This window comes from Faecalibacterium sp. OF04-11AC (assembly GCF_003460645.1).
Taxonomy (GTDB): domain Bacteria; phylum Bacillota; class Clostridia; order Oscillospirales; family Ruminococcaceae; genus Faecalibacterium; species Faecalibacterium prausnitzii_I.
The window spans coordinates 20,901-33,400 of sequence record NZ_QTVP01000026.1 but is presented as its reverse complement, the minus strand read 5'-3'; the positions used below and the strand labels follow the sequence as shown (position 1 = coordinate 33,400).

Annotated in this window: 12 protein-coding genes and 3 pseudogenes; 4 read left to right on the top strand and 11 right to left on the bottom strand. The window is 59.9% G+C overall.

What is annotated here, in order from left to right; genetic code table 11:
• Positions 1–68: 68 nt before the first annotated feature.
• Together DXA70_RS15540 and DXA70_RS15535 are read right to left on the bottom strand one after the other, a co-directional pair.
• Positions 69–497, bottom strand: coding sequence for an FtsW/RodA/SpoVE family cell cycle protein (locus DXA70_RS15540; RefSeq protein ID WP_347553555.1), 429 nt, complete (start codon positions 495–497; stop codon positions 69–71).
• A gap of 140 nt (positions 498–637) precedes the next feature.
• Positions 638–1,096 (bottom strand): annotated as a pseudogene (locus tag DXA70_RS15535) (FtsW/RodA/SpoVE family cell cycle protein); the annotation flags it as partial.
• Between the two features lie 216 nt (positions 1,097–1,312).
• Between DXA70_RS15535 and DXA70_RS14700 the strand changes: the two are divergent.
• The 3 genes and pseudogenes from DXA70_RS14700 (at position 1,313) to DXA70_RS14690 (ending at position 3,182) form a co-directional block, all read left to right on the top strand.
• Complete coding sequence (locus tag DXA70_RS14700) at positions 1,313–2,089, top strand: hypothetical protein (protein WP_243001345.1); 777 nt, start codon at positions 1,313–1,315, stop codon at positions 2,087–2,089.
• A pseudogene (locus tag DXA70_RS14695) lies at positions 2,089–2,493 on the top strand (penicillin-binding transpeptidase domain-containing protein); the annotation flags it as partial. The gene DXA70_RS14700 and the pseudogene DXA70_RS14695, both read left to right, overlap by 1 nt.
• A gap of 104 nt (positions 2,494–2,597) precedes the next feature.
• On the top strand, positions 2,598–3,182 hold the full coding sequence (locus tag DXA70_RS14690; protein ID WP_243001344.1) for a penicillin-binding transpeptidase domain-containing protein: 585 nt from the start codon (positions 2,598–2,600) through the stop codon (positions 3,180–3,182).
• 66 nt (positions 3,183–3,248) lie between these two features.
• On the opposite strand, the gene DXA70_RS10990 is transcribed toward DXA70_RS14690, so the two are convergent.
• Positions 3,249–3,842 carry a xanthine phosphoribosyltransferase gene (locus DXA70_RS10990; protein WP_022256414.1) on the bottom strand — a complete coding sequence of 198 codons (594 nt, stop codon included), beginning with the start codon at positions 3,840–3,842 and terminating at the stop codon, positions 3,249–3,251.
• A 304-nt stretch (positions 3,843–4,146) separates the two neighbouring features.
• Between DXA70_RS10990 and DXA70_RS10985 the strand changes: the two genes are divergently transcribed.
• Positions 4,147–5,016 carry a patatin family protein gene (locus DXA70_RS10985; protein ID WP_128118495.1) on the top strand — a complete coding sequence of 290 codons (870 nt, stop codon included), beginning with the start codon at positions 4,147–4,149 and terminating at the stop codon, positions 5,014–5,016.
• A gap of 52 nt (positions 5,017–5,068) precedes the next feature.
• Here the strand turns inward: DXA70_RS10985 and DXA70_RS10980 are convergent, their stop codons facing one another.
• The 8 genes and pseudogenes from DXA70_RS10980 to DXA70_RS10950 all read right to left on the bottom strand — a co-directional run bounded on the left by DXA70_RS10980 (position 5,069) and on the right by DXA70_RS10950 (position 12,490).
• On the bottom strand, positions 5,069–5,197 hold the full coding sequence (locus DXA70_RS10980; protein WP_128118494.1) for an oxaloacetate decarboxylase: 129 nt from the start codon (positions 5,195–5,197) through the stop codon (positions 5,069–5,071).
• Between the two features lie 17 nt (positions 5,198–5,214).
• Entirely contained in the window at positions 5,215–6,348 is a 1,134-nt protein-coding gene (locus DXA70_RS10975) for a sodium ion-translocating decarboxylase subunit beta (protein WP_128118493.1), read from the bottom strand.
• A 272-nt stretch (positions 6,349–6,620) separates the two neighbouring features.
• The gene (citC, locus tag DXA70_RS10970) at positions 6,621–7,664 is read right to left on the bottom strand and encodes a [citrate (pro-3S)-lyase] ligase (RefSeq protein WP_128118492.1); all 1,044 of its coding nucleotides are present in this window, start codon (positions 7,662–7,664) and stop codon (positions 6,621–6,623) included.
• On the bottom strand, positions 7,657–9,024 hold the full coding sequence (gene citG / locus DXA70_RS10965) for a triphosphoribosyl-dephospho-CoA synthase CitG (protein ID WP_128118491.1): 1,368 nt from the start codon (positions 9,022–9,024) through the stop codon (positions 7,657–7,659). Before citG ends, citC begins: the two co-directional genes overlap by 8 nt.
• Positions 9,025–9,039: 15 nt before the next feature.
• A complete protein-coding gene (locus DXA70_RS10960) occupies positions 9,040–9,894 on the bottom strand; it encodes a LysR family transcriptional regulator (RefSeq protein ID WP_128118490.1) in 855 nt (284 codons plus the stop codon).
• 359 nt (positions 9,895–10,253) lie between these two features.
• Complete coding sequence (locus DXA70_RS13670; RefSeq protein WP_158565166.1) at positions 10,254–10,718, bottom strand: hypothetical protein; 465 nt, start codon at positions 10,716–10,718, stop codon at positions 10,254–10,256.
• A 41-nt stretch (positions 10,719–10,759) separates the two neighbouring features.
• Entirely contained in the window at positions 10,760–10,945 is a 186-nt protein-coding gene (locus tag DXA70_RS13665; protein WP_158565165.1) for a hypothetical protein, read from the bottom strand.
• Positions 10,946–11,444: 499 nt separating this feature from the next.
• A pseudogene (locus DXA70_RS10950) lies at positions 11,445–12,490 on the bottom strand (P1 family peptidase).
• Positions 12,491–12,500 lie beyond the last annotated feature (10 nt).

The following is a 12,500-nucleotide window of genomic DNA, read 5'->3' as shown; positions in this document are numbered from 1 at the left end:
TCGCTAACGCGACATCTCCCTCGGCCGGAGGGAGTCTATCCTATCAGGGGAGCCAAATAGAGGAATTTTCACGTTTCCCCTCTTGAGACGGAAAGCACCACCCCCATCTCGCCCAGCAGCATCATGAGGCTGGTGCCGCCGGAGGAAAAAAACGGCAGGCTGATGCCTGTGTTGGGGATGGTATTGGTCACAACGGCCATGTTCAGCACGGCCTGCAGGGCCACCTGCACCGTGAAGCCGACCACCAGCAGTGCCCCGAAACGATCGGGCGCATGGGCCGCCAGCGTGATTCCCCGCCAGAGCAGCAGCACGAACAGCCCCACCACGGCACAGGCCCCCACAAAGCCCAGCTCCTCGCAAACGATGGAAAAAATAAAATCGTTCTGGGGCTCTGGCACGAACAGATGTTTCTGGCGGCTGTTGCCCAGCCCCAGCCCGGCAGCCCCGCCGGAGCCGATGGCATACAGGCTCTGGATGGTCTGGTGGCCGTCGCCCAGCGGGTCGGCAAAGGGGTCCAGCCAGGAGTTGAGCCGGTCGGCGGCGTAGGCACAAGGTCAGGCATGATGACCACTGCCGCCCCGATGGCGGCCACCCCGCTCACGCCTGCCAGCACGAACCACTTGAGCCCGGTGCCGCCCACAAACATCAGCACGGCTCCAATGCCCAGGATCAGCAGGGTGCCCGAAAGGTGCGGCTCCAGCAGCATCAGCGCCGCCACCACCCCCAGCACCAGCGCAAAGGGAAGCACGCCCACGGAGAAGCGTTTCATCTGGTCGTGGTTGAGGGAAATGACATGGCTGAACACCAGCACCACCGCGAATTTGGCAATTTCGCTGGGCTGCAGCGTGCCCAGCCCGGGCAGCACCAGCCAGCGCTTGCAGCCGTTGTACTCCGGCATAAAGAGCACGGCCACCAGCAAAACGAGGGAGAGAGCCAGCAGCGGCCAGGCCAGCTTATGGAAAATATGATAATCCACCCGGCTGGCCAGCCACAGGCCCACCAGCCCCAGCGCCGCGTATAGCAGCTGCGGGCGCAGGTAGGCCCAGGCATCTCCCCGGCGGTAGAGAGCCACCGCACTGGAGGCAGAGGCCAGCATCACCAGCCCAAAGCCCACCAGCGTGAGCACCAGTACCAGAAAAGGCAGGTCCATGGCAGGCAGCTGCCGCAGAGGCAGGCGGAGCCTGTGGCGGGGCGTGGGGCGTATCGTTTCATTGTGCAGCATCGGCAGTTCCTCCCGGGTACTTATTGTACGCAGGAATGGCGAATAATAGTCACTCCGCCCCGCATAGAGTGGCAGGAGGAGGTGGTGTTCATGTCCGGTCCGCGCACCCTGCCCGAGCGGGCATTCCGCCAGCGGGCACGGCTGGTGGCCGTGCTGTTCTGTGCCGTGGCCGCCGGGCTGGCGTTCCGTCTGTTCTGGCTGCAATTGCGCGCCTCTGATCGGTACACTCAGCGGGCGCTGGGCCAGCAATTGCGGGATACCATCGTCCCGGCGGACCGGGGCCGCATCTACAGTGCGGACGGTGTTTTGCTGGCCGCCAACAGCAGCTGCTGGACCCTGCGGGCCTCGCCCCGGGAGATGCCGGAGGAAAAGCTCGGCCTTGCCGCCCAGGGCCTTGCGAAAATATTGGAGCTGGACGAAGCCGCCCTGCTGGAAAAGTTCAGCCAGCGGCGCTCCAACGACTGCCTGCTCCGCTACCGGGTGGACCGATCCATGGCCGACCGGGTGCGGGATTTCTGCGAGGAGAACGACATCACCGGCATCCGGATCAACCAGGACTCCAGGCGCTGGTATCCGCAGGGGGAGTTTCTGGCCTCGGTGCTGGGTTTCACCAATGTGGACAACGCCGGTGTCTCGGGGCTGGAGCTGGAATACGACGACCTGCTCACCGGGGAAAACGGCGTGGTGCTCACCGCCGTCAACGCCTGGGGCTACACGCTGGAACAAAGCTATGAGACCGAGCGCTTCCCCACCGAGGGGGACGGCCTGCGGCTGACCATCGACACCAACATCCAGCATTACCTGGAGAACGCGCTGTGCTATGCCGTCCGGGAGCATCACGTCGCGGCCCGGGCGTGGGCATCGTGATGGACGTGAACACCGGGGCCGTGCTGGCCATGTCCACCACCCCCTCCTACGACCCCAACCAGCCCCGCGTGCTGGCCGACAAGGCCGCCCGGAGCATGGTGGACGCCCTGACCGGCGACGAGCGCAAGGCAGCTTTGCAGCTGGCCCAGCAGACCCAGTGGCGGAACAAGGCCGTCAGCGATTTATACGAGCCGGGCAGCGTCTTCAAGCTCATCACCTGCGCGGCGGCGCTGGACGCCGGGGCCATCTCCAAAAGCTCCAGCTTTTACTGCGGGGAGTTCATCTCGGTAGCAGGCACCCGGTTCCACTGCGCCAACCACAAGCGCCATGGGGCCCAGACCGTGACCCAGGCACTGGAAAACTCCTGCAACCAGAGCTTCATCCAGATCGGGGCAAGGCTGGGCAAAGAGGCGTTCTGTGATTATTTTGCAGCCTTTGGCCTGCGGGAGCCACCGGCATCGACCTGCCCGCCGAGCCGAAAAAGAGCCTCTACTACACCGCTGACCGGATGGGCCCGGTGGAGCTGGCCTCCTGCGCGTTCGGGCAGAGCAGCAAGATCTCCTACCTGGAAATGGCCTCGGCGGTCTGTGCCGTGGTCAACGGCGGGAAGCTGCTGCAGCCCCGGATGGTGGATGCCATTTTAGGGCCGGAGGGCGAGGTCATAGAGACTCTCTCCCCCGTCTGCAAACGGCAGGTGCTCAAGCCCGAGACCAGCCAGATCATGCGGGAGATGATGGAGGCGGTCGTCCTCTATGGCGGCGGGCGGAACGCACGGATCGCGGGCTACCGGGTGGGCGGCAAAAGCGGCACCAGCCAGAAGCTGGACAGCATCGACGAAAAGGCCCGCATTGCCAGCTTTGTGGCCGTGGCCCCCATCGACGACCCACGGTTCCTCTGCCTGGTCTGCCTGGATGAGCCCCACAGCTGGACGACGGCAGGCGGCAGCCTCTCGGCTCCCGTCTGCGCCGAGGTTCTGGAACAGACGCTGGTATACAAAGGCATCCCCCGCGCCGCCGTCCCGGAGCAGCCAGCCCCCACGGCGGAGACTGCCGCCGACCTGCCTGAAGATGGCGACAGTTTTGACGGGGCCTGAATCAGGGCAAAAAGAAAAGACCGCCGAAGCGGTCCTGAGGATATGATCGAATGTGCTGCTGGATTTTCAGCTCTGCTGCGGCTGCTCGCGGAACGTGATCTCGCCGGTCTTGCTGTCCATGGCGTCCACGATGGCAAGGCTCTCCAGCTGGTAGCCCTTGCTGCGGATGAGCTCGCCGCCCTGCTGGAAACCTTTTTCCACGGCAATGCCGATGCCCTCCACGGTGGCACCGGCCTCCTGTGCCAGCTCCAGAAGGCCCATCAGGGCACAGCCGTTGGCCAGGAAATCGTCAATGATGAGGACATGGTCCTCCGGGGTGAGGAACTTTTTGGAGACGATGACGTTGTAGATCTTCTTGTGGGTAAAAGACTGGATCTTGGTCTCGTAGTTATCGTAATCCAGGTTGATGCTCATGGACTTTTTGGCAAACACCACCGGCACGTTGAACTCGCTGGCCACCACGGCGGCAATGCCAATGCCGCTGGCCTCGATGGTGAGCACCTTGTTGATGGGCTTGCCATCAAACAGGCGCTTCCACTCCCGGGCCATCTCCTTGAACAGTGGGATGTCCATCTGGTGGTTGATGAAACTGTCTACCTTGAGCACATTGCCCTCGCGGACAATGCCGTCCTTGCGGATGCGATCTTCCAGCATTTTCATAACTCTGCACGTTCCTCCCAGTGACTCTCAATTTTTTATTTTACCAAGTATACCGGAACCACCCGGGGTTTGCAAGGTGTTTTATACCCAAATTTGACAAAAAAGCGCATGGAATTTCAGTCTTAGCTCCAAAGAGTATGACTTTGATTGCTCTTTTGCGTCCGGGGGCGATTTTTCCGGCCTGCGGGCTTGTTTTCTGGAAAAATTCGAGTATACTGGAAGCAATCAGCCGGGGCATTCTGTGCCGCCCCGGCCCAACGGATGCGGTCGTTCGGGCCGCACGGGGAGGAAGGAGTGGACCCGTATGAAAACAGGATTGATCATGGAAGGCGGCGCCATGCGGGGCATGTTCACGGCAGGCGTGCTGGATGTTCTGATGGAGAACGGCCTTGTGACCGACGGTGCGATCGGCGTGTCGGCCGGCGCGGTGTTTGGCTGCAACTACAAATCACACCAGATCGGCCGCGTCATCCGCTACAACACCGAGTACTGCAACGATAAGCGCTACGCCAGCTTTAAAAATCTGGTCAAAACGGGCAACCTGTACAGTGAGCAGTTCTGCTACCACGAGGTGCCGGAGCGGCTGGACCCCTTTGATGAGGCCGCCTTTGCGGCTTCGCCCATGGATTTCTTCGTGGTCTGCACCGATGTGAAGACGGGCGAGCCCATCTACCACAAGTGCCGCACGGGCGACGCCGAGGATGTGCGCTGGATGGAGGCTTCGGCTTCCATGCCGCTGGCGGCAAAGATCGTCAAGATCGGCCATTACGGCCTGCTGGACGGCGGCGTGGCGGACTCCATCCCGGTGCGGTTTTTTGAGTCCATCGGGTACAAGCGCAATCTCATCATCCTGACCCAGCCCAAGGGCTACACCAAAAAGAAGAACAAATTCCTGCCCGCCATCCGGGCCAGATATTTCCGCTACCCTGCCTTTGTGGAGGCTGTGGCGGACCGCCATGAGCGGTATAACGAGACCCTGAGCTACATCTCGATGCTGGAGCAGGCCGGCAAGGATTATGTCATCCGCCCGCCCATCCCGCTGGAGATCGGTGCCATGGAGCGGGACCCCGCCCAGCTGCGCCGCGTTTATGAGACCGGCCGCGCCGTGGCTCAGATCCAGGTCGAGAAGATCCGGGATTTTTTGAATGCCGTGAAAGCAGCTCCTGAGACCTGATTTGCAAAACAAAAGAGGCTGTTGCAAAATGGTGCAACAGCCTCTTTTATTTTTACTTTGTAAACTTTCCCAGCAGGGTCACCGCCAGCACAATGACGCTGATGACCAGGAAAATGCCCAGCATCCCGATGAGCAGGATGGGCAGGGTGGTCTCCCAGGAAAGCAGATTCAGTTCCAGCATGATGGTTTCCTCCTTTTTTACGCGCCCAGCAGGGTCAGGATCAGGCCGCCTGCGATCACCGAGGCGATCTGGCCCGAGACGTTGACGCTGATGGAATACATGAGCAGGAAGTTCTGGTTGTCCTCTTCCAGGCCCATCTTGTTGACCACACGGCCGCTCATGGGGAAGGCCGAGATGCCTGCCGCGCCGATCATGGGGTTGATCTTCTTCCCCTCCGGCCGGAAGAGGTTGAGCAGCTTTGCAAAGAGCACGCCGCCCACGGTGTCAAACACGAACGCCACCAGCCCCAGCGCCAGGATGAGGAGGGTATCGGGCCGGACGAACTGGTCCGCCGTCATCTGCCCGGCCACGGTGAGCCCCAGCACGATGGTGATGAGGTTGGCCAGCACGTTCTGCGCCGTCTCGCTCAGGCTGTTGAGGACACCGCACTCCCGCAGCAGGTTGCCGAACATCAGAAAGCCCACCAGCGCCACGCTGGCCGGGGCCACCAGCCCGGCAATGACGGTGACCACGATGGGGAACAGGATGCGGGTCAGGCGGCTGACGCTTCCTTTCTCGTAGGGCATCCGGATGCAGCGCTCCTCTTTGGTCGTCACCAGGCGGATGACCGGGGGCTGGACGATGGGCACCAGCGCCATGTAGCTGTAGGCAGCCACCATGATGGCGCCCAGATACTTCGAGCCCAGCACATTGGCCACAAAGATGGCCGTGGGGCCGTCGGCCGCGCCGATCACGGCAATGGAAGCGGCATCGTTCAGCTCAAAGAAGAAGCCTGCCGCGAACAGGGTGAAAAAGATGCCGAACTGGGCCGCCGCCCCAAAGAGCATGAGCCAGGGCTTTTCCAGCAGGGGGCCGAAATCGATCATGGCGCCAATGCCGATGAAGAGCAGCAGCGGGAACAGCTCGTTGCTCATCCCCGCCTCAAACAGGGCCGAGATGGGGCCTACGGTGTCCCCCTGGGTGATGGCCCCGGAGAGAGGCAGGTTGACCAGGATGGCACCAAAGCCCATGGGCAGCAGCAGGCTTGGCTCCATCTGTTTTGCGATGGCCAGATAAATGAGCAGACCGCCCACCGCCCACATAACCACCATCTGCCAGGTCAGATTTCCAAAATTGGAAAACAGGCTGGCGAATGTTGTAAGAAACTCCATTTTGTTTCCTCCCAAAAACAGGCCCCGGAGGCTGCGGACAGGAAACAAAAAAGAGACCCCTGCCACAGCCAAAAATCACTGTGACAAAAGTCTCAAGCGAACACATGACATCGGGTGTTTCCACCGTGCTGACGCTGCCATGCAGTGCACCGCTCCGGGTCTGCGGCACACCCCTTACTCCCTTTTATCGATTCTATTGTATGCGTTTGCCCCGGGCTTGTCAATCCGGGGCTAAAATTTTTTGCCGATTCTTTTCTGGCAGGCCCTTTTATTTAATAGTGCACCACATTGCCCGCTTTCTGGATCCGTGCCAGCACCGGGGCTGCCTCCGGGCTGCGGAAATATTCCAGCGTCGTGGCGGGGACGAGGGCTTTCAGGGACTCCCAATCGCCGTTCTGCAGGCACTGGCGGACCGTGGAAGCGCTGATGGCCTTTCCCCCGGCCTGTTTACGGGGCACAATGATGCAGTTGATGCCCGCCTTGGGCAGCTGCTCTTTCATGATCTGATTGTACAAGCCCGTCACCTGGCTGACAGGCTCCTCGCCCACATAGCGGGCGGTCACGTTCAATACCGCCGCGATCTTGGTAAAAACGGCCAGGTCGAGCCTTGCGTGGCCCTCGATCACGGCGGTTTCGTCTTTCAGGAAATAACTCGGGAACGTGGCGTTGGAGATGATATAGGGGCCGCTGTCGTGCAGAACGACGTTGGACAGATGCCGCACTCCCTCGGCCACCAGCCGCTTGCGGACTGCAAAAGGCACCAGGCTGGCGTCCTCGCTGACGACAAACAGATGGAGGGTATCACAGGCGGCAGCCGCCGTTTCCACCAGATACTGGTGCCCCAGCGTAAAGGGGTTGGCGTTCATGACCAGCGCGGCAGATCTGCCCTCGGTTTTGGTCTTTTCGAGGCCGCGCAGGTAGGCACCAAAACCATCCCGGCGGTTTTCCATAAAGACAAGGGTATCCTCCACCCGGGCGATCTCGTAAAAGCCCAGATCCCCAAAGAATTTGGAGCTTTTACCCTTGGTGTACAAAAACAGGTGGAGGTTGCCCCGGGCGCACTGCACCTCAATGAGGTGGGTGATGATCTGGTTGAGCAGGCCCTCGCCCTGATGGTCGCTGCTGACGGCAAAGCACCGCAGGGTGTTGCCAAAGCAGCTGCCCGTGCCGATGACGTGGTAATCCTCATCGAACATGGCACAGATATAATCCAGATTGCCGTCCCGGCGGATGCCCTCTTTCTGCAAAAGGGCGTCGATCTCAGCCAGGGTGGTTTTATCGGTGGGCGACACCTGCGAGAGGGTGTATTCAGACATCTTCCAGTACCTCCGTTTTGAAGAAATGGAGCAGGTAGCAGAGCGCCAGCAGGTCAGCGCTGCCGCCGGGCGAGAGGTTGGCCGCGATAAAGCGGTCATCCAGCGCGCGGAGAGCGGCTTCGTCCGGGTAAGGCGTCCGGGCCAGCAGGGCTTTCAGCTCCTCCACCACGGCCAGTTGCGTAGCACGGTCGCTGCGGGCGATCAGGTTGGTATCCGTGCTGTTGGCAATGATCGCCAGCAGCGCACCGCAGCCGGACTGATTGAGGCTGTACCCTGTGGCCAGCCCTTTTTCCAGCGCGGGCAGACCAAACTCCAACACGGCGGGCAAACCTGCTTCCACCTGCCCCCGCACCCCGGTAATGCCGTACTGCACATAGAGCTTCTGCCCGGCGGTAACGGCATTCTCGGCCGTGACCCCCGCAAAGTCTTTTGCCGTCAGCCCGGCCGTCATGGTCGAGACTTCCGCCAGCACGCGGGCCGGGTCGGCCCAGAGGGCGCGGTCCAGGCGGCCCAGCGCCGCGCAGACGATGCCGATGGAGAAAATAGCCCCCTTATGGGTATTGACGCCATGGGTGGCGGCCAGCATCTCGCCCTCGGCCTCGCAGCCCAGCGGGCGGAGGGCTGCAAAGGTCTCCGGGGCCGGGCCGTCCGCTGTTTTCCGCCCTGCCCGGGTGCAGGCCTCAAAATAAGGGTAGAGGGAGGCCGCGCTGCTCATAAAGGTAAACGAATCCATATCGGCGTGGCTGCCGCTGTTCCGGCGATCCACCAGGCCGGGCTTGGGGGTGGTGGTCACCTCATACAAAAGGGCCCGCACCGCCTGCCGGGCAGCCGTGGCGGCATCCAGCGTATCCATCGTCTCGGTAAGGATCGCCGTCGTCCGGGCCTGCAGCTCGGCTACGGTATGCACCCGGCGGCTGCTGCACACCTTGGCAGGCCCGCCGCAGATGAGGCATTTGCGGCCCTCAAGATGCAATTCTTCCCGGTCCACTTTTTTGCCGTCCGGGCGGAGGACGTCCATGTCAAACAGCCGCCCCAGCGGGCTGGCGTCCTCCACCAATGTCGTCAGTTTCTTGATGGTCAGCGGTTCCGTGTCCAGCACATAAAAAGCCTCTGGCCCCGTCACAGCCTTGCTGAGGTCGATTTTCAGCGGTTTGATGCCGCAGCGCAAAAACTGCCGTTCCAGCAATTGCCGCCCCCGGGCAAAGCCCCGGCGGATGAGAGGCGAATCCTTGACCGGGCCCGCAATGTTCATGGTAAAGCAGACCAGCGGCTTGCCATAGGCCCCCAGCAGCTCCTGCTGGTGCCAGACCCTGCGCTCCCGGGCATCCAGCATCTGGATGAGGGATACTTCTTGTTCCATGAAAATTTTCTCCTCTCAGCGCTTTTTCTTGAGCATGTCCATAAACAGCTGCACCTGCGGCAGAGCAGCGGCATCCCGCTGGCAGAAAATGTAGGTGCGGCGGAGGAACGGCTCGCCGTTTTCAAACGTGCAGGGCCGGACACAGCCATCAAAATTGTCCAGCGCGATTTCCGGCATCAGGGCCCAGCCAAGGCCCCGCTTGACCATTTCCAGGCAGGCGGTGATATTGTCCACCACAAAGCTGCCCGTATCCCCGGTCACGCCATTCTCATACCGCCAGCGGGCCATCTGAGCCCCCAGCGAAGCGTCGGTCTGGTGGTCGATATACAGATAATCCGAGAGCGGCTTTCCCTCATACTCCCGGGCATAGATCAGGCAGATATCCTCTTGCGAGAGGAGGAACTGAGTACCGTCCCAGGGGTACTCGCCCCGCAGCACCGCAATGTCCAGCGTACCGTCCAGCATCTGCTGGTAAAAGTGGCGGCTGTGCCCGGTGGCAATATCCAGCCGGACACGGGGATACTTTTTGTGGTATTCGGTCAGCACCTCCGGCAGGCGGTAGTAGGAAAAATTGACCGACACGCCCGCTTTCAGGGTGCCGCACACCTCGCCCTGCATGGCGTCCAGCCCCCGGCGCAGCTGCTCCATCTGCTTGAGGGCGGCACGGCTGTGCTCCAGCACCTTTTCTCCTGCCGGGGTAAAGCGGATGCCCTGCCGGGAGCGGAGCAGAATTTCCACCCCCAGCTCCTGCTCCATAGATTTGATCCGCTTGGACAGCGCCGACTGGGTCATATAGAGTTTATCCGCCGCATGGGTGATGTTCCGTGTCTCATCCAGCACTTCCAGCAGCTCAAAGTCTTTCTCGTCCATTGAGGTTCTCCTTTCATTTCAGCTTCCCTGCCTGGTTCCGTTCCATGTTTGCCTTTTCCCATTCCTTTTCTTCATCTTACTACCGTTTATCCCCCAAGAAAAGCCCCATTTTTTCCGAGAGTTTTTCCAAAATCAATTCCAATTTGGAATCAAGTAAGCATTTTGCACAACGAGATGGAATCTCTGACAGCAGATTGCCAGAAAAGCGCAGGATGTATCCCAGATTTCAAAGCAAGATTCCCTGCCGGACTGGAAAAGGAGCTCTTCTCAGCCTTTTGCAGCAGGATAAATTTTGTCACCATTGAAAAGACATAAGAATACCCGCAGGTTTTATCTTCCTGCGGGCACTTGTCTTTCCTTTAATGCTGCCAGAAGCTGATGAGGGCCAGCAGGGGGATGCCGACTTCCATCAGATCACGGCTGACTTTCTGCATAGTGCAGTACCATTCACTGGGTTCGCCGCCCTGTACTGCCAGACCGTGGCTAAGGTTCCAGAATAGCAATGGAAATTTAATGTCCAGAAAAAGAACCAACGCCAGCAGCCCCATAGGGAGCAGGAACCATAAATTCCCCCGCGTTTCCATCCGCCCTCCGACGGCAATATTATAAAGCCACTGACAAGTGGGCAAAAGGTCTTGCTGTTGGTACTCTCCGTTGACCACAACATTGATATCATCTGCCAGCTGGCCATTTTCCGCCCATAAAACCGCATCGCCCGGCTCGCCAATTGCCTGCCCGGCAAAAATCTTCCTGTCATCCTGATAAATTTGGACATTCTCCTGCGATGACGTTACAATGCGGTATTGAATCGTTTCCCCGTTCATCGCAAACACCGCCTGCGTTTCATGCTCTGCCGCAGTGACAGTCAACGCATAAATTCCGTATTTATCCCGGCCTGCAAAGCTCCATCCGTCTGCCGGTACAGAAACGCATCCCGCAGCCAGACTCCCGGGCGGCTGGCCGCACAGAGGTAGAGGATCATCAAACCCACCCAGTACAAAATGCGCAGTGCGCGGCGGAAAGCCTGCTTGTGTGCTTTGATTTTTTGCATAAAGACCACCTCCCGTGAGCTTGACAAAGGACGTTGAAACGCGTATACTGAAACTACAAAGGGTGCTGCCTAACAAACGGCTGGCTCCTTACCGTACATGAACAAAAAAGATTGACCGATGTACTTGGGGAAGTAGATGGCGGTCAGTCTTTTTTGTTTTTCTGATTCTTGTCATCATGGCTGATTTTCCATGTGATGTCAAAAACACCATAGGCAATGCTGCAAAGCAATGTCAGCAGCAAAAGCACTTCAGACAGAGTCATATTGCATCCCTCCTTTCACCAGAAGTGTCGGGAGGGGTCACTTCAAAAAAGCCGCCCTCCCGGCATCTGTTCTACAATCTTTGCAAAACAAGAATTCCGGCAAGGAGCGTTCAGCCGCCTGCGTTTGAGGCAACACCCATTGGCAGGGTAAATACACTGCCGTTACAGGATATCATACTTTCTGTCAAAAGACAACACCCGCAGAACTGGCTCCCTGCGGGTGTTGCCGCGTTAGATCATTCTTTTCTCTCGATTTTACCCTCCAGCAGGTCGGTCAGGCAGGGCACGGTTTTGCCGTGATAGCCTGTGACCGTCTCAGCGTGGAACAGGCTGCTGAGGACGCTTTCTTCCACGCACTCGGCCACCGCCCGGAAGAGCGGGTTGATGGCGTCATCGTGGAGCATGGTCATGGGCAGGAGGGCTGTTTCGGCATAGTGGGGCATCCGGTTGGCCGTGGTAAAAGCCAGCACGATCTCACCTGAGCCGTTGCCGCAGTAGCTGCCCGTGCGGGAGAGGCCCACCAGCGCCCGGTGGCAGAGCCGCCGGAGCTGCCGCTCACTGAGCGGGATGTCCGTGGCCAGCACCGTGATGATGGAGCCTTTATCCTCGTGGGGCGGGATGTGTGCCTCCAGCAGCTGCTGGATGGGGGTACCGCCCACAATGAGATCATCAAACATGGCATGGTTGGAGAGGACAAGGGAACCAATGGTATAGTTTTTTTCATCCAGCTCTACCACCCGGGAAGCCGACCCGATGCCGCCCTTGAGGCCGTGGCAGCGCATCCCTCGGCCCGCGCCCACAGCACCCTCGGCAAAATCAGCCTTGCAGTCGGCCAATGCGTCAAAGACGTTCTGCTCGGTGACATGCAGGCCCCGGATGTCGTTCAGACGCTGTCGTTGCACTCGCACACCACCGGGTTCACGCTGCCCGTCGTCTCACAGATATCCGGATTTTGGGCCAGCATATACTTGACCAGCGCCGTCTCCGCCGTGCCCACGCTGAGGGTGTTGGTAAAGAGGATGGGCGTTTCCAGCGTGCCCAGCTCGTCGATCTGAACCAGGCCGGTGGTCTTGCCAAAGCCGTTGATGACATGGCTGGCGGCCAGCAGCTTCTCGTGGAAGATATCCCCCGGGTGGGGCAGCAGGGCCGTCACGCCCGTCTGGACATCGCCGTCCGCCAGGGTGCAGTGGCCCACCGTCACGCCGGGCACGTCGCTGATCTTATTCAGCGGCCCGTGGGGCAGATGGCCGATGGTCAGATTCCATTTTGCAGGGATTCCCATAAAGATTTAC